Annotated in this window: 15 protein-coding genes; 14 read left to right on the top strand and 1 reads right to left on the bottom strand. The window is 61.4% G+C overall.

Going from position 1 to position 16,014, the window contains the following annotated elements; translation table 11 throughout:
* Positions 1–555: 555 nt before the first annotated feature.
* On the bottom strand, positions 556–1,359 hold the full coding sequence (locus AB7535_RS19105) for a DeoR/GlpR family DNA-binding transcription regulator (RefSeq protein ID WP_135214905.1): 804 nt from the start codon (positions 1,357–1,359) through the stop codon (positions 556–558).
* 252 nt (positions 1,360–1,611) lie between these two features.
* Between AB7535_RS19105 and AB7535_RS19100 the strand changes: the two genes are divergently transcribed.
* The 14 genes from AB7535_RS19100 to xylB all read left to right on the top strand — a co-directional run bounded on the left by AB7535_RS19100 (position 1,612) and on the right by xylB (position 15,937).
* A complete protein-coding gene (locus tag AB7535_RS19100) occupies positions 1,612–2,631 on the top strand; it encodes an ABC transporter ATP-binding protein (protein WP_439036780.1) in 1,020 nt (339 codons plus the stop codon).
* A 65-nt stretch (positions 2,632–2,696) separates the two neighbouring features.
* Complete coding sequence (locus AB7535_RS19095) at positions 2,697–3,956, top strand: ABC transporter substrate-binding protein (protein WP_080703955.1); 1,260 nt, start codon at positions 2,697–2,699, stop codon at positions 3,954–3,956.
* Between the two features lie 46 nt (positions 3,957–4,002).
* Positions 4,003–4,923, top strand: a complete 921-nt coding sequence (locus AB7535_RS19090) for a carbohydrate ABC transporter permease (RefSeq protein ID WP_439036779.1) — start codon at positions 4,003–4,005, stop codon at positions 4,921–4,923.
* Complete coding sequence (locus AB7535_RS19085) at positions 4,920–5,729, top strand: carbohydrate ABC transporter permease (RefSeq protein WP_063982691.1); 810 nt, start codon at positions 4,920–4,922, stop codon at positions 5,727–5,729. The genes AB7535_RS19090 and AB7535_RS19085 overlap by 4 nt, the downstream gene beginning before the upstream one ends.
* A complete protein-coding gene (locus tag AB7535_RS19080; RefSeq protein ID WP_039151999.1) occupies positions 5,729–6,568 on the top strand; it encodes an endonuclease/exonuclease/phosphatase family protein in 840 nt (279 codons plus the stop codon). The genes AB7535_RS19085 and AB7535_RS19080 overlap by 1 nt, the downstream gene beginning before the upstream one ends.
* 1 nt (position 6,569) lies before the next feature.
* A complete protein-coding gene (locus AB7535_RS19075) occupies positions 6,570–6,947 on the top strand; it encodes an NUDIX hydrolase (RefSeq protein WP_063982693.1) in 378 nt (125 codons plus the stop codon).
* 211 nt (positions 6,948–7,158) lie between these two features.
* A complete protein-coding gene (locus AB7535_RS19070) occupies positions 7,159–8,478 on the top strand; it encodes an extracellular solute-binding protein (protein ID WP_039151995.1) in 1,320 nt (439 codons plus the stop codon).
* Between the two features lie 86 nt (positions 8,479–8,564).
* Positions 8,565–9,515, top strand: coding sequence for an ABC transporter permease subunit (locus tag AB7535_RS19065; RefSeq protein ID WP_063982694.1), 951 nt, complete (start codon positions 8,565–8,567; stop codon positions 9,513–9,515).
* Between the two features lies 1 nt (position 9,516).
* The gene (locus tag AB7535_RS19060; RefSeq protein WP_439036778.1) at positions 9,517–10,437 is read left to right on the top strand and encodes an ABC transporter permease subunit; all 921 of its coding nucleotides are present in this window, start codon (positions 9,517–9,519) and stop codon (positions 10,435–10,437) included.
* Positions 10,438–10,446: 9 nt separating this feature from the next.
* Positions 10,447–11,208: a glycerophosphodiester phosphodiesterase family protein gene (locus AB7535_RS19055; protein ID WP_039151988.1), complete on the top strand. Its 762-nt coding sequence runs from the start codon at positions 10,447–10,449 to the stop codon at positions 11,206–11,208.
* The gene (locus AB7535_RS19050) at positions 11,205–12,740 is read left to right on the top strand and encodes an alkaline phosphatase D family protein (RefSeq protein ID WP_439036777.1); all 1,536 of its coding nucleotides are present in this window, start codon (positions 11,205–11,207) and stop codon (positions 12,738–12,740) included. The genes AB7535_RS19055 and AB7535_RS19050 overlap by 4 nt, the downstream gene beginning before the upstream one ends.
* Before the next feature lies 1 nt (position 12,741).
* A complete protein-coding gene (locus AB7535_RS19045; RefSeq protein ID WP_439036776.1) occupies positions 12,742–13,542 on the top strand; it encodes an inositol monophosphatase family protein in 801 nt (266 codons plus the stop codon).
* A gap of 38 nt (positions 13,543–13,580) precedes the next feature.
* A complete protein-coding gene (locus AB7535_RS19040) occupies positions 13,581–14,486 on the top strand; it encodes a sugar-binding transcriptional regulator (RefSeq protein WP_439036775.1) in 906 nt (301 codons plus the stop codon).
* Positions 14,483–15,937 (top strand): xylulokinase, encoded by a 1,455-nt coding sequence (gene xylB / locus AB7535_RS19035; protein WP_439036774.1) that lies wholly within the window; start codon positions 14,483–14,485, stop codon positions 15,935–15,937. Before AB7535_RS19040 ends, xylB begins: the two co-directional genes overlap by 4 nt.
* The last annotated feature ends 77 nt before the right edge of the window (positions 15,938–16,014 follow it).

The following is a 16,014-nucleotide window of genomic DNA, read 5'->3' as shown; positions in this document are numbered from 1 at the left end:
TCTAGTGAAGCCAAAGAAAGTCTGGAGAACGATGGGCTAGCGGAAGAAGAAAAAGCTCTTTCGTGGGGCAATAAAGTCGAAAGCAAGGAAAGAGATCATTTTCTCTTGACCCATTCCTTGTGAGGGCACCGCGCAACCGTTTCACTGATGCAATAAGGGACTTGTAACGAGTCGCCGCGCGAAGATCGCGCCGAGCTGTAATGCCTTAATGTCGGTAGCCGCAACACGATCCGTTTTGAGAAGATCGTGCCGATCTGTGGTGAGGAACAGGCCCATCTTCAGCATTACCCGCCAATCGGACAGCCTCGGGGCTTGTCATAGTTCGGGCGACGGCGCTCCTTGGAACGACTAGAACGAGACAGCTCGTCGCTCGCTTATCAGCGTCAGCAAAATCGGACACAGACCCTCCGACCTGCGTAAACGATCTGGTCGGCGTCAGCCGAGATGCGTAACTCTTCGCTGAACGGCGCTGTCAGGCGAAATGTCGAGAAGATCATGTTCAAGCCGGCTCAGTCCGGCGCGCATGCCATCGGCCCAGCCATATAGGAATTCGACTTAGCGAAGGACGCCCGCCGCATCGAGCGTGCGCGCGTCGTTCGCCGCGTGAATTAGACCGCCATATCTGTCGGCGATCGGCTGGAACGCCGCTGGCAACCGATCATTGATAACGAGATGATGGCAGTCGTCGAGGTGGCCGCCTCGAACTGTCGCATTGCGCCCAAACTTGGTGATGTCGGCCACCAGTACGACCGTTCGCGCGTTGGCCGCTATGGATTGCCGAGCTTTGACTTCATCGACATGGAAATCGAGCAGCGTCCCGTCCTGATCAACTCCGCCGACGCCGAATATCCCGAAATCGGCGCGAAAGCCCGAAAAGAAACGTGCGGCGGCTTCGCCGACGATATCGCGGTCGAGGGAGCGGAGCGTACCGCCCGCGATCGTGATTTCCACGTCTGGATTGTGTGCGAACGCCGCGGCGACGTTCAGGCTATTGGTGATCACTCTGAGATCGCCGCGGCGGGAGAGTGCCTGCGCGACATATTCGGGCGTCGTGCCGAGCCCGATCATCAGCGACGCGCCATCGGGAATAAGTTTCGCGGTCGCTTGCGCGATGCGCTGTTTGGCGTCGGCGTTCAATCCCTGCCTGCTGCCATAGGCGAGGTTCTGATTCTGGACGGGGAGGCTGACGCCGCCGTGGATCCGCCGGAGCAGCCCCTGGTCGCAGAGCGCATTTACGACGCGGCGAATGGTTTGCTGCGTCACGTCGAACCGCGTCGCAAGATGCTCGATCGAGGCGAAACCTTCGCCTCGCACAATCTCGAGAATGTGGGCCTGGCGTTCGGTGGTGGTGCTGAGCATGGGCTCTCCGTGCCCACCGAAAGTATCATTCGAACACGCTTGGCGCAAATTTCTATTTCATATGCTGTCATACTATGTTCATATGAACAAAATAATCGCTACGCCGATGAATGTTGCGTGGTCATGGGGAGAGACACGGATGGATCGGTCTGCGTGTCGTGACCGACCTTGCGCTGCTCCGCGCGAGCAGGACGCAACGCGTTTGCGCGGCGACATTTTGCACAGATCACCGCAATCGAGAGCCAATCGGCCATGTCGGCGATCACGCTGAGCCACGTCTCCAAGTTCTGGGGTGCGATGCGCGCTGTCGATGACGTCAGTCTGACGGCGGACGAGGGCTCGCTGCTGGTGCTGCTCGGGCCTTCCGGATGCGGCAAGTCCACTACGCTTCGCTTGATTGCGGGGCTCGAAGAAGCCGATGCGGGCACGATCACCATTGGCGGCGTCGACGTCACGCATCTCACCCCTGCGCAGCGGAAGATCTCCATGGTCTTCCAGTCCTATGCGCTGTTTCCGCATTTGAGCGTGGCCGAGAATATCGTGTTCGGCCTGCGCGTGCGGCGCGTATCACGCGCCGAGCGGGACGAACGGCTCAAGCGTGTGGCCGACATCGTCGGGCTAAGCCATCTGCTTGAGCGCAAGCCTTCGCAATTGTCCGGCGGCCAGCGCCAGCGCGTGGCGCTAGGACGGGCGATCATCGCGGAAGCGCGGGTCTGTCTCATGGACGAACCGCTCTCGAATCTGGACGCCAAGCTGCGCCACGAGATGCGAACCGAGATCCGCGCGCTGCAGCAGCGCCTTGGCATGACCATGGTTTACGTGACCCATGACCAGACGGAAGCCATGACGATGGCCGACCGGGTCGTGCTGATGCGCGACGGTCGCATCGAGCAGAATGGTTCGCCGGAGGAGCTCTACAACCGCCCCGCAACGGCGTTCACGGCGCGTTTCATCGGCACGCCGCCGATGAATCTCGTGCGGCAGGGCGATCGGCTCATCGGCATCCGGCCGGAGCACATCCGCATCGTCGCAGGCGGCGATCATGTCGTGCGCGTCAAGGCCGTCGAGCATCTCGGCGCGGACAGCATCGTACTGTGCGAGATTGATGGGCAGCCCATCTCGGTGCGGCTTGATGGTTTCAGCAAGGTTCAACCGGGCGAAAACGTCGGGATCGCGTGGGACGCGGGGCACGAACACCGGTTCGATTCCACCACGGAAGTCCGGCTGGAACACATTGTCAAAGAGGGGCGGCTGGCAGCCTCCGACCGTTGAGAGCGGTGGCTTTAGAACGGCCAAGACAGATAACGAAGGAGACCAAGATGTTTGCTCGACGCACGATGTTAATGGCAGCCGCGTTCGCTGCATTGTCCATGGGCGCCGTCAGCCCGGCGGCCGCGGTGGATCTGACGATGTACTATCCGGTTGCGGTCGGTGGGCCCGTCACCAAGATCGTCGACGACATGGTCTCGCGCTTCGAGAAGGACAATCCGGATATCAAGGTGACGGCGGTCTATGCCGGCAACTATACGGATACGATGACCAAGGCGATGACGGCGATGAAGGGCGGCCAGCCGCCGCAACTGTCGGTGTTGCTGTCCACCGACGTGTTCACGCTGATGGACGAGAACGCGATCGTGCCGCTCGACGGTCTCGTCAGTGACAAGGCCTGGTTCAAGGAATTCTATCCGGCCTTCATGGCCAACGGCCAGATCGACGGCAAGACCTGGAGCATCCCGTTTCAGCGCTCGACCATCGTGCTGTACTGGAACAAGGACGCCTTCAAGGAGGCCGGCCTTGATCCGGAGAAGGCACCGGCATCCTGGGACGAAATGGTCGAGATGTCGAAGAAGCTGATCAAGAAGGACAGCTCAGGAAACACCACGCGCTGGGGCGTCGAGATTCCCTCGACCGGCTACGGCTACTGGATGCTGCAGGCGCTGGCCATCGAGAATGGCCAGAAGATGATGAACGAGCCCGGCAACGAGGTCTACCTGACTGCGCCGAAGACTGTCGCCGCGCTTGATTACTGGGTCGACCTGTCGCGCAAGCACAATGTCATGCCGACGGGCAGCGTCGACTGGGCCACGCTGCGCACGGACTTTCTCGAAGGCAAGACGGCGATGATGTGGCATACCACCGGCAATCTGACTGCCGTCAAGGATGCCGCAAAATTCCCGTTTGGTGTGGCCATGCTTCCGGCCAAAGAGCAGCGCGGATCGCCGACCGGCGGCGGCAGCTTCTACATTTTCAAGAGCGCCTCGCCCGAGCAGCAGAAGGCGGCCGTCAAGTTCATCGAGTGGATGACTGCGCCCGACCGCGCGGCGGAATGGAGCATGAAGACCGGCTATGTCGCCGTGTCGCCTGCCGCCTACAAGACCAGTGCGATGCAGGACTATGCCAAGGGCTTCCCCCAGGCGACCGTCGCGCGCGATCAGCTCGAGCATGCGGTGCCCGAGCTCTCCGTCCACGAGAACGGCCGCATCTACAAATTCGTCAATGATGCCGTGCAGGCGGCGGTCACCGGCACGCAGAAGCCGCAGGAGGCGCTGGCCGCCGCCCAGCAGCAGGCCGATCGCGTCTTGCGAACCTACAAGTAAGGACAATGGTGGGATGGTGGTTCGCCGCCATCCCACCGCCTGACGAATGACCGACACCGCCGTATCATCGCCGATTGCACCACGCCGCGCTGGATCGCAGGCGTGGTGGAATGCCGTAAACGCGTGGCTTTTGTTGTTGCCAGCGGCGGTGTTGCTGGTGGCGTTCACCCATTACCCGATCCTGGCGACGATCCGAAATTCGCTGTTCATCACGCGCCGCAACGGCACCGAGGTCTTTGTCGGCCTCGACAGCTATCAGGCCATGGCAGCCGACCCGATCTTCTGGAAGGCGCTGGTCAACAATTTCTGGTTCGCGCTCGGCACCATTCCCGCGTCAATCGCTCTGGCCTTGCTAATGGCGATCTGGGTCAATCGGAACATGCGCGGCCGCGGTTTCCTGCGTTTGGCCTATTTCACTCCGACGGTGCTGCCGATGATCGCCGTCGCCAACATCTGGCTGTTCTTCTACACCCCGGATTACGGCCTGCTCGATCAGTTGCGCGGCCTTTTCGGTCTCGGTGGTTGGAACTGGCTTGGCGATCCCTCGACGGTCATGAACTGCCTGATCGTGATGGTGATCTGGAAGGAGGCCGGATTCTTCATGATCTTCTACCTCGCAGCCCTTCAGCAACTTTCACCAGACCTCGAGGAAGCTGCTTCCATCGAAGGTGCGGGCCGCTGGTACACCTTCCGCCGGATCACGTTTCCCTTGCTGATGCCGACCACGTTGTTCGTGGCGATCAACGCGGTGATCAACTCGTTCAAGCTGGTGGATCAGCTCGTCATCATGACCAAGGGTGGTCCGAATAACGCCAGCACGCTGCTGCTGTACTACATCTATGAAGTCGCATTCACGTTCCAGGATTCGTCCTACGCTGCGACGCTGACGGTGGTGCTCCTGGTGCTGCTGAGTGCCGTTGCACTGGTCAAGTTCGGTTATCTCGATCGCAGGATCCACTACCAATGAGAGGCCGGACACATCCCGTCGAGGCCGTCGCTGCCTGGGTCCTGGCTCTAATCTGGCTCGCGCCATTGGCCTATGCCTTCTGGAGCGCGCTGCATCCGGCCGCCTATGCGACGTCGTTCAGCCTCTCCGCGCCATGGACGCTGGAGAATTTTGCGCGCGCCTGGAAGCAGGCACCATTCGCCCGCTATTACCTCAACACGATTGTCCTTGTTACCCTGGTCCTGATCGGGCAGCTCATTCTCTCGACGCTCGCGGCCTATGCCTTTGCGCGCTTCAAGTTCAGGGGCAGCGGCATCGCATTCGCGCTCGTTCTGCTCCAGCTGATGATCATGCCCGACGTGCTGATCGTCGAGAATTATCGCGCGATTGCCAAGCTTGGTCTGCTGGACACAATTCCCGCGATTGCGCTGCCTTATCTCGCCAGCGCCTTTGGCATTTTCCTGCTGCGGCAGACCTTCAAAAGCGTCCCTCAGGAGCTGGTCGAGGCCGCCCGGGTCGAGGGCGCGGGGCCGCTGGGAATCCTGTGGCGGGTCTACGTGCCACTGGCGCGTCCGACCTACGTAGCGTTCGGTCTCGTCTCGGTCAGCTACCACTGGAACAATTTTCTGTGGCCGCTGATCGTGACGAACTCGGTCGAGGCGCGGCCGCTTACCGTCGGCCTCGCGGTATTCGGCGCGCCGGAGACCGGCGTGGACTGGTCGGTCATCACCGCGGCAACGGTGATGACCATGGCGCCGCTGCTGATCGCGTTTCTGCTTTTCCAGCGGCAGTTCGTTCAATCCTTCATGCGTGCAGGCATTCGTTGATGCGCCTTCTTACCTGGAACATTCAATGCGGCAAGGGCTGCGACGGCGTGACCGATCTGGCGAGGATCGTCGCGATTGCCAGGGAAACGATGGATGCCGACGTCTTCTGTTTCCAGGAGGTAAGCTCGAATTTCGCCAAGTATGACGGGGGAGGTGATCAGAGCGCGGAGCTCGCCGCGCTGCTGCCGGGCCACCTGCCGATATTCCGGCCCGCGATCGAAACCGTCGATCAGGCCGGGCAGTTGCATCGCTTCGGCAACATGACCCTGTCGCGCCTGCCAGTCGTGCAGATCAACAACCACATCCTGCCGTGGCCGGGCGCGGGGAGCGTGCGCAGTATGCGGCGCCACGCGCTGGAGGTGACGGTTCAGGCCTCCTTCCGCGCTGTACGTATCGTCAACACGCATCTCGAATATCATTCGGTCGCGCAGCGCGAGGCGCAGATCACGCGTCTGCTCGACTTGCAGGAGGACGCGTCGACCGGTCCGAAGGCGCCCACCAGACAGCCCGACGAGCCCTATGAAAGTCAGACGGTTGCGGCATCGAGCCTGATGTGCGGCGATTTCAATTTTGACGTCACCGATCCGCAGCACGCGATGATTGACCGGTCCATCCGGCCCGGCCTCAACTATCGCGATGCCTGGACAGCTGGTCGGCCCGGCGTGCCGCGATCTCCAACCTGCGGGCTGTATGATCACGCGCAATGGACAGATGGCCCCGATTGCCGCGACTTCATCTTCGTGACGGAAGATCTGGTTGATCGAATCAGGCGCGTGGACGTCAATGGCCAGACCGATGCGTCCGATCATCAACCGGTTCTGATCGAGTTGGCTGACTGATATGACAAAGTCTTCAAAACTGGTTGCGGCGAAGAAAGGGCGGATCCTGCTCGTCAGGCGACGGCGTGACAAGCTCTGGATGTTTCCGGGCGGCCGTAAGCAAGACGGGGAAAGTGAAAGGAAGTGCCTTCACCGTGAAATCCGCGAAGAGTTGCCCAAGCTCAAACTTGGCGAGCTCAAGCTGTGGAAGGAGGTGAAAGGCAAGAACCGGGAGACCGGTCGAAGGATGAGCGACGCCATCTTCGTCGCAAAGAAAGCCTCAGGTCCATTGAAGATCGGTGACAAGAAAGAGATCGACAAGGTTGCCTGGCGAAAGCCGCGCGGGATCCGACTTACGGCGACCTCGCGCTACATTCGGGACAAGCTGTTCCCAAAATAAATCATTTGTGGTGCGACAGAATAGCTTGTCGGCGGCCATAGCCTGGCCGCCTTCGGCTGAAGGCGCGCGCCTAGCCCGCGGATGGCGCGTGTGCGGTGAAACAAATCTGCCCCCTTTCATCGCGCCGGGACATATGTCATTGTATAAATACAAATGCTCAATGGGCGTCGAGGCCGGCCAGCTGACCGAGCTTTGACAGGGAGGACCAACCATGAAACGCGCTATTTTCATCGCCGTTTTGTTTACGGTTTTGGCATTGGCCCCCTCGGCGAAAGCTGCGCGGATAGAGGTGCAGTGGTGGCACGCGATGAGTGGTGTACTGGGTGATCGGCTCAACGAGCTCGTTGAGAGGTTTAACAAGTCGCAGGACAAGTACACGGTCGTCGCGGTCGCCAAGGGCAATTACGATGAGGTAACCAATGGCGTCATCGCCGCCTACCGCGCCAAGCGGCCGCCGGAAATGGTTCAGATCGCCGAGCGTGGCTACCTTACCATGTTGTTGTCGGAGGCGGTCGTACCAGTGCAGGACCTCCTGGAGAAGCAGGGCTACAAGATCGATTCCGCCGACTTCATCAAACCGGTGGCGAGCTTCTGGAGCTACAAGGGGCGGATGTCGGCCCTGCCGTTCAACTCATCCACGCCGATATTCTGGTACAATAAGGATCATTTCCAGAAGGCGGGTTTCGACAAGCCAGCTGGCACCTGGCAGGAGCTGGAAAAGCAGCTCTACGCCATCAAGGCTAAGGGCATCAGCGAGTGCGGCACCGTACTGCCCGGCGATTTTTACTGGAGCCTCTTGGAGAACTACAGCGCCATCAACAATCAGCCGTACGGCACGCTTGCCAACGGCTTTGACGGGCTTGGCACGGAGTTCGTCTACAACAAAACCAAAGTGGTCTCCCAAGTCGCGCGCCTGAAGAAATGGCTCGACGACGGCATCATGCAAATTGCGGGGCAGGGCTTCAGCCCCGAGCAATTGTTCACATCCGGCCGGTGTTCGACATTCGTCAACTCGACCGCGTCGCACGGCAATATCGAGCGTAACGCTACCATCAACTGGAGCGCTACGTTCCTGCCGCATGAGAGCGACATCAATCCGCCGCTCAACAGCACCATCGGCGGCGGCGCGATCTGGGTGATGAAGGGCCATACGCTGGAGCGTTACGAGGCAGTGGCGGCCTTCCTCAATTTCATTGCCCAGCCGGAGACACAGGTGTGGTGGCATGGCGCGACCGGCTACGTTCCCGCGACCAATCGCGCCTACGAGTTGGCGCGCGAGCGAGGCTATTACAAGGACCATCCGACTCGAGAGATTGCCGTGCTACAATTATCGCGCGGTACACCCAACGAGAACTCACGCGGCTTCCGTTTCGGCAATTTCGTGCAGACCATGCTAGCGCAGCAAAAGGAGGTGGAGGCGGTCTTTGCGGGCCAGAAGCAACCACAGCAGGCGATGGACGACGCGGTCAAGCGCGGCAATGAGATCCTCCGTCAGTTCGAGAAGCTCAATGCGGGGAAAAATCTCGAGTGACTTCTGGCGGCGTACGTTCATCAACGACATGGCATGACGTGGCTGGGCAGGCACGATCGCGTTCCGCGGGGGGCGCCGAGCCGACGTTGCGCGGCTCCGACCCGGCATCCGCGCGCCGCAAGAAAGCGCGGCGCGCGCACGAGCCCGGGTTAAAGCGGGCGAATTTTGGCGAGGGGCCGGGCCTTCCAACCTTGCTGCTGCTGCCGCAATTCTTGATCCTGCTGTTCTTCTTCTTCATCCCGTCACTGCGGGCGCTGACGCAATCGGTTCTGCTCGCTGATCCCTTTGGTACAACAGTCCAGTTCGTTTGGTTTGATAATTTCAAGGCGTTGTTCGCCAGCGACGACTACCGCCAGTCGATGTGGGTGACATTTCAGTTCACCGTCGGGCAGAACTTGCTAACGCTGCTGGTGGCACTGGTGCTCGCCTTTGCCACCGACCGCATCATTCGCGGCCGCCCGATTTATCGCACTATTATTCTTTTGCCCTATGCGATTGCACCTGCAATCGCCGGCATTCTCTGGGCCTTTCTGTTCAATCCGGCGGTCGGCCCACTCGCTCAGATCCTGCATGCGCTTGGGATCGCCTGGGACCCGAACCTCAATCCAAACCATGCGCTGATTCTGGTGACGCTCGCCGCCTCCTGGAAGCATATCTGCTACGATTACATTTTCCTGGTTGTGGGGTTGCTCGCTGTACCGGTATCGCTGATGGAGGCCGCGGCGGTCGACGGCGCCGGACCGATCCGGCGCTTTGTCTCGATCGGTTTGCCGATGCTCGGACCGACCGTGTTCTTTCTCGCCGTGATGAACTTCATTTACGGCTTCTTCGAAACCTTCGCCATCATCGATGCCGTCACCAAAGGTGGACCGGCGGGCGCCACCAATATCCTCGTCTACAAGGTCTTTGTCGACGGCTTCGTCAATCTTGACCTCGGTTCCTCTGCGGCGCAGTCGGTGCTGTTGATGAGCTTTGCGCTGCTTTGCACGCTGCTGCAGTTTCGCTATTTCGACCGCAAGGTCAATTACGGGGTCTGAGATGGTCGAGCGTGCACCTGTCCTCAACTTCGTCTGCCACGCGATACTCATCGCTGGCGCGTTGATGGTGTGCGTGCCACTCTATTTCGCCTTTGTCGCGGGTTCGCTCTCGATCAGTGAAGTACAAAAGGTGCCGCTGCCCTGGCTGCCGGGCGATCAGTTCCTCGCAAATCTGCAGGTGGCCTGGGCGAAAGCGAATTTCAGCCGCACTTTCGTCAATTCGGTGGTGGTGGCGCTCGGCATCACCGCCGGCAAAATCGCGGTGTCCTTGCTTTCGGCTTTCGCCATCACCTATTTCCGCTTCCGCTTCCGGATGTTGGCGTTCTGGCTGATCTTCGTCTCGCTGATGTTGCCAATCGAGGTGCGGATCGTGCCGACCTTTGAGGCGGTGGCCAACGCGGCGCTGCCGCTGCAATGGCTCGCTGATACCTTTCATCTTGCCGATCTCTGGCGCTGGACCAGCGGCCACGACATCACGATCGCGCTCGAATGGAATATGGTCAACACCTATCCAGGCCTGATCTTGCCGCTGATTGCCTCGGCGACCGCAACGTTTCTGTTTCGCCAGTTCTTCCTGACCGTGCCCGACGAGCTCTGCGAGGCCGCGACGCTCGACGGTGCCTCGCCGTTGCGCTTCTTCTGGAGCATCCTACTGCCGCTCTCGGTGCCGAACATGGTGGCGCTCGCGATCATTCTGTTCCTGTTCGGCTGGAATCAATATCTTTGGCCGCTCCTGTTCACGACCGACAAGGACATGGCGACCGCAGTCATTGCCCTGAAGAACCTGATCCCGCGCTCCGACAGCGAGCCGGCCTGGAACGTCGCCATGAGCGGCGCGCTCCTGACCATGCTGCCGCCGACACTGGTAATCCTGCTATTGCAGCGCTGGTTCCTCAAAGGCCTCGTCGATAGCAGCAAGTGAGGAGATAAAATGGTCTTCATCGCCGGACATCGGGGCGGACGCGATCTGTGGCCCGAGAACAGCCTGCTCGGCTTCCGCAAGCTGTGCGACGTTGACGTCGACGCGGTCGAGTTCGACGTCCACCAGAGCTCGGATGGTGGCATCGTTGTGATCCACGATCCCGTGCTCGACCGCACCACGCATGATTCCGGTCCGGTCGGCGAGCGCAGCCTAAACCGGCTGACCTCGACGCGGCTACGCGACGCCGGTGACGAGTGCATCCCGACGCTGTCTTCCGTGCTCGATATCTATGCTTCGACCTCGCTCGAACTGCATATCGAGATCAAGACCGACGCGTTGGGTAACGCCTACCGCGGACTCGAGGCTAAGATTATCGAGGAGATCCGGCGGCGCGATCTTGAGCGACGGACGGTCATCACCTGCTTCGTCCCCGAGGTGGTCGAGACAGTGCGACGGCTGTCGCCGGACGCGCGCGTGCTGGTGTCGCTCGACCGCCGCTCGGCGGAGATCATGGGCGGGATTAGGCCGGCGCTGGAGCGGCTTGCGAAAATCCGCGATTGCATCGTGGCGATTGAGAAGGCGCTGCTGACGCCGGCATTGCCGCTGGCGCTGGACATCCTAGGTACGGCCAGGCTCGGTGCGTGGGTCACCAATACGCCGGAGGATATCGGCTACTGGCTGGCGCAGCCCGTGCGGCAGATCACGACCGACCGGCCGGATCTTGCCGTCGATATCAGGCGCAAGCGCGTGGCAGTTCCCGCCGCGTCATGACGGGAATTCCGCGCCGGCATTTTCTCGTTGGATCGCTGGCGGGCGTCGCGTTTGCGGCTCCCTTCGGGATCGTGCGTGGCGCACCTGTCACCTTCAGTTCCGATCCCTATACGCTCGGAGTCGCCTCCGGCTGCCCGCGCGAGGACCGTGTCATGCTGTGGACGCGACTGGCGCCGCACCCCCTCGAAGAGGGTGGCATGCCCGATACCTCGGTCGAGGTCGAATGGCAGGTGGCCGAGGACGAGAAGTTCTCACGCATCGTTGCGCGTGGCGCCGAGCGCGCGATGTCAGAACTCGCGCATTCCGTCCATGCCGAGGTGAGGGGACTGCAGCCCGATCGGGTCTACTGGTATCGGTTCCGCGCCGGCACGGCGGTCAGCCCAATAGGGCGCACTCGTACGGCGCCTGCCGGGCACAAGGCGCGCCTCCGTTTCGCCTTCGCCTCCTGCCAGCAATACGAGCAGGGCTTTTTCAGCGCGTATCGTGACATGGCCACGCGCGATCTCGATCTGGTAGTGCACCTCGGCGATTATATCTACGAACGATCCTGGGGGGCACGGCATGTGCGCGAGCACGACGTCGGAATTCCGACGACGCTAGCCGAGTACCGTAATCGTTATGCGCTTTACAAGGGCGATGCCGATCTGCAGGCGGCTCACGCGGCCTTTCCGTTTCTGTCGATCTGGGATGATCACGAGGTCACCGACGATTACGCGAATGATCGCTCCTACACGGTGCGCGACGCCGTCCAGTTCCTGAAGACCCGTGCTGCTGCGTACCAGGCCTATTACGAGCACATGCCACTGCCGGCCTCGGCGCGGCCGCGCGGAGCGGATGCGACGATCTACGCGCATTACCGTTTCGGCGACGTAATGGACGTGTTGTTGCTCGACAACCGGCAGTACCGGTCGGCCCCTGCCTGTGTAAACGGCGGACGGCCGACCTGGACCCCACCTTGTTCGGAACGGGTCGAAGAAGCGCGCACCATGCTGGGGCAGGCTCAGGAAAGATGGTTCGATAGTCGCCTTTCTGATTGCCGTGCGCGCTGGACCGTCGTCGCGCAGCAGACCTTGATGGCTGAGGACCGGCGCCGCGCTGACGACGGTGACCGCTACTGGATGGATGGCTGGGACGGTTATCCTAGCGCCCGTCGGCGGCTGGTCGATGCGCTCGTAGCGCACAAAACGCGCAACCCGATCGTGATCGGCGGTGATCGACATGCCTTCTTCGCCGGCAGCATGAAGCGCGATTTCACCCGCCCCGAGGAGCCGACGGTCGCGACCGAATTCGTCGGTACGTCCATCACCTCGGAAGGGCCGGGCGAGGCAACGACACACAAGGCGCTCGCGGATAATCCAAGTCTTGCTTTTGCGCGCGGCGACAAGCGCGGCTATGCCACGGTCGAAATCGACGAGAAGACCTGCACGGTGGGTTTCGAGGCAGTCGACGACGTCAAGGATATCAAGAGCGGCGTGCGGCGACTCGCGACCTTTGTGGTCGAGGACGGAACGCGAGGAGCAAAGGCAATCTGAAATGGCTGTCGAATCCGAATTGATGGCATTGATGCACGGTGCCGAGCCAGTTGTAATCCGGGCGGCCGCGACGCTGGTCGAGATGCAGCACGGTCCACGCGCGACGACGCGCAAGGAACTGCGCGATATCGTCACCGACGCCGATCTAGCGGCAGAAAAGATCGTGATTGACGGGCTCCGGGCGCTGACGCCCCGCTCGGCAATCCTGTCGGAGGAGGCAGGCTTTAGCGGCAACGCAAAAGCGTCGCGCTGGATCATCGATCCCCTCGACGGTACCATAAACTACGCAGCCGGCTTGCCGTGGTTTTCGGTCAGCGCGGCCTATCACGACGGTGGGGAGGCGCTGGTCGGGTTAGTCGAGTCGCCGCTATCTGGTATTAACGGCCGCTATGTGCGTGGTGCGCTTGCGACCATCAATGGCGAGCCAGCGGGAGTGTCGGAAACACGGTCGCTGTCCGATGCGGTCGTATCAGTCATCCTCACCTCGCATTTTCAGCCCGACGAAGTGCGGGCCGCCGCCGCCATCATCGAGCGGCTCGGTTCGGTCGTCCGGGGCGTCCGCATTGTTGTTTCCGGTGCGCTCGAAATGGCCTGGATCGCGGCCGGCCGGCTCGACGCATTCGTCTCGCTCAAGTCAGATCTCGTCTCGCATGCCGCGGCCATGCCGCTGCTGCGCGCGGCAAATGGGCGCGTGACGACGATCGCAGGTGTCGATTCTCAATTTGACGATTTGCAGAAGATTGCCACAAATGGTCACATTCACGATGAGCTTCTGACTTTGCTCCAGGAGATTGCGCTTTGAGTGACCAGACTGTTTTGCGGATTGCTTGGCTCTATTACATGGAGAATTTGACCCAGGCCGAGATCGGCGAGCGGCTCGGGCTGACGCGGGCGCGGGTCAATCGCATGCTGTCGGAGGCACGGCACTCCGGCATCGTCAGCATTAGGCTGAATTCAGAGTTTGCGAGCTGCACCGAACTGGAACATCAGTTGCGCGAACGGTGCGGGCTCGACGACGCGGTGGTGATTCCGAGCCCGGAAAACCCTGAACTCGTCGCGAGCCTGATTGGTATGGCGGCCGGGAGTTACCTATCGAAAGTTCTGGAGGATAAGCGTCCGCACACGATCGGCATTGGCTGGGGCGCGACCCTGCGTGAAACGATCCGCCACGTCACGCCTGCGGAATACCCAGAGCTCTGGGTCGTCTCGATGATGGGGGGCCTCTCGCGAGGGCTCGAGCTCAATACGTTCGAAATCGCAGGCGAGCTGGCGCGCCGACTGCACGCCAAATGCAGTTATCTGGCCGCTCCGATCTACGCAAGCAGCAAGCGCTCGCGCGACACGCTCATGGCACAGGACGTTTATGCGGAGGTTCTGGAGCGCGTCAGCAACCTCGATCTTGCGTTACTCAGCTTGGGCGACCTCACGCCGCGCTCCCTTCTGGTGCGGCACGGCCTTCCGCCGGACGTAGGTATCGAGGATCTGCGTGCGGCCGGGGCGGTCGGCGACGTGCTGGGACAATATCTTGATCAATCGGGCCGGCAGATCAATCACGGCATCAATTCCCGCGCCATCGCTCTGCCGATCGAAAAGCTTGCGAAGACACCGACCGTGATGCTGATCGCGGGGGGCACCAACAAGGCGCCCGTCATCGCGGCTGCGTTGCAGGGAAAGATCGGCAAGGTGCTGGTCACCGACGAGAAGGCGGCTGCCGGAGCGCTCAAGCTGATCGGTAAGCAGAAATGAGTCTGTTTTTGGGACTCGACATCGGTACGTCAGCCGTAAAGGCGATAATCATCGATGCCGAGGACCGTGAGCAGGCGAGCGCAGTCGCTCCACTGTCGATCGATCATCCGCACCCGCTCTGGTCCGAGCAGCATCCCGACGCCTGGTGGGCGGCCTCGGCGGCCGTGCTCGACCGTCTCGCCGCTGATCATCCGAAGCTCATGTCCGGTGTGGCGGCGCTCGGACTGTCCGGCCAGATGCTCGGTGTTGCCCTGATCGATGCCGCCGGGCGACCGATCCGGCCGGCACCGCTCTGGAACGATAGTCGGGCCGGCGCAGAATGCGCTGAGCTCAACGTAAAGGTGGCGGAGTTTGCCGGCATTGCCGGTGCCCGGCCGATGCCGGGCTTTTCGGCCCCCAAAATTCTCTGGCTGACGCGCAATGAGCCCGAAGCCTTGAAGCGCACGCGGCGTATTTTGCTAACGAAGGACTATGTGCGGCTGCGCCTGACGGGCGAGGCGATTTCCGATCGAGCGGATTCGTCGGCCACGCTGTTGATGGACACACAGGCCGGAACATGGTCCCCCCAGCTTGCAGAAGCCTGTGGCATCAGCACCGGTCTGCTGCCAGAACTCGTTGAGAGCGGAGCGGTCGGCGGCACGCTGCGGCCTGAGTTGGCGCGGCGGTTTGGCTTGCGCAGTAATCTTCCGATTGCGGGCGGTGCCGGTGACAACATGGCCGGCGCAATCGGTGCCGGCGTGGTTCGGACTGGCGACGCATACATCAGCCTTGGGACGTCGGGGGTCTATTTCGTTGCCAACGACCGTTTCGTACCGGCACGCGGCCAGGGCATGCACACCCACAGGCATGCCGTGCCCGGCTTGTTCGGCCAACATGGTTGCGTCCTGAGCGCAGCGAGCGCGCTGAATTGGGTTGCCGGTATCCTCGGCGTCGTCTCGATCGAGCGCTTCCTCGCCGAGATTGAAGCCGCGGATCTGTCGCCGGCTGATATACCGGTGTTCTCGCCCTATCTTGGCGGCGAGCGGACGCCGCATGACGATCCGCTCGCCACAGCAACCCTATCGAATCTGCGTGGCGCGGCGGGGCCGTTGCACATCGGTCGCGCCGTCATCGAGGGTGTCGCTTTTGCCATTGCCGATTGCCACGACGCGCTGATTGCGGCCGGCGCGTCGATCGGAACGATCGCACTTGTCGGCGGTGGTGCGCGCAGCCGGTTTTGGGGGCAATTGATCGCGACCGTCATCGACCGCCCGCTGCTGCTGCCGCCATTAGCTCTGCTGGGTCCGGCGCTCGGTGCCGCGCGGCTGGCGCGCCAGGCGAGCGGCGGTGGATTGAGCCACGAGGGCGACCGCCATGGAATGACCATGCTTGAGCCACGCGCCGGCTGGCGTCCGGGTTTGGAGGAACGACGCGCCATCTATCAGCAGCATTATGCCAAATTGCCAGCATGAACATTTGTAAATTAAGCGATACATATGTATAGTGCCGTCATCGCGAAGGCGGTGGCGCCGAAAACATGCAGGAATCA

The organism is Bradyrhizobium sp. 956_D2_N1_4 (assembly GCF_052076025.1).
Taxonomy (GTDB): domain Bacteria; phylum Pseudomonadota; class Alphaproteobacteria; order Rhizobiales; family Xanthobacteraceae; genus Bradyrhizobium; species Bradyrhizobium barranii.
The sequence above is the reverse complement of the archived record's forward strand: the minus strand, read 5'-3'. Positions and strand labels throughout refer to the sequence as shown.

Excerpts from the sequence above, each read along its gene's own strand:
- AB7535_RS19105 (WP_135214905.1), bottom strand. The coding sequence starts at position 1,359 with ATGCTCAGCACCACCACCGAACGCCAGGCCCACATTCTCGAGATTGTG.
- AB7535_RS19100 (WP_439036780.1), top strand. The coding sequence starts at position 1,612 with ATGTCGGCGATCACGCTGAGCCACGTCTCCAAGTTCTGGGGTGCGATG.
- AB7535_RS19095 (WP_080703955.1), top strand. The coding sequence starts at position 2,697 with ATGTTAATGGCAGCCGCGTTCGCTGCATTGTCCATGGGCGCCGTCAGC.
- AB7535_RS19090 (WP_439036779.1), top strand. The coding sequence starts at position 4,003 with ATGACCGACACCGCCGTATCATCGCCGATTGCACCACGCCGCGCTGGA.
- AB7535_RS19085 (WP_063982691.1), top strand. The coding sequence starts at position 4,920 with ATGAGAGGCCGGACACATCCCGTCGAGGCCGTCGCTGCCTGGGTCCTG.
- AB7535_RS19080 (WP_039151999.1), top strand. The coding sequence starts at position 5,729 with ATGCGCCTTCTTACCTGGAACATTCAATGCGGCAAGGGCTGCGACGGC.
- AB7535_RS19075 (WP_063982693.1), top strand. The coding sequence starts at position 6,570 with ATGACAAAGTCTTCAAAACTGGTTGCGGCGAAGAAAGGGCGGATCCTG.
- AB7535_RS19070 (WP_039151995.1), top strand. The coding sequence starts at position 7,159 with ATGAAACGCGCTATTTTCATCGCCGTTTTGTTTACGGTTTTGGCATTG.
- AB7535_RS19060 (WP_439036778.1), top strand. The coding sequence starts at position 9,517 with ATGGTCGAGCGTGCACCTGTCCTCAACTTCGTCTGCCACGCGATACTC.
- AB7535_RS19055 (WP_039151988.1), top strand. The coding sequence starts at position 10,447 with ATGGTCTTCATCGCCGGACATCGGGGCGGACGCGATCTGTGGCCCGAG.
- AB7535_RS19050 (WP_439036777.1), top strand. The coding sequence starts at position 11,205 with ATGACGGGAATTCCGCGCCGGCATTTTCTCGTTGGATCGCTGGCGGGC.
- AB7535_RS19045 (WP_439036776.1), top strand. The coding sequence starts at position 12,742 with ATGGCTGTCGAATCCGAATTGATGGCATTGATGCACGGTGCCGAGCCA.
- AB7535_RS19040 (WP_439036775.1), top strand. The coding sequence starts at position 13,581 with ATGGAGAATTTGACCCAGGCCGAGATCGGCGAGCGGCTCGGGCTGACG.
- xylB (WP_439036774.1), top strand. The coding sequence starts at position 14,483 with ATGAGTCTGTTTTTGGGACTCGACATCGGTACGTCAGCCGTAAAGGCG.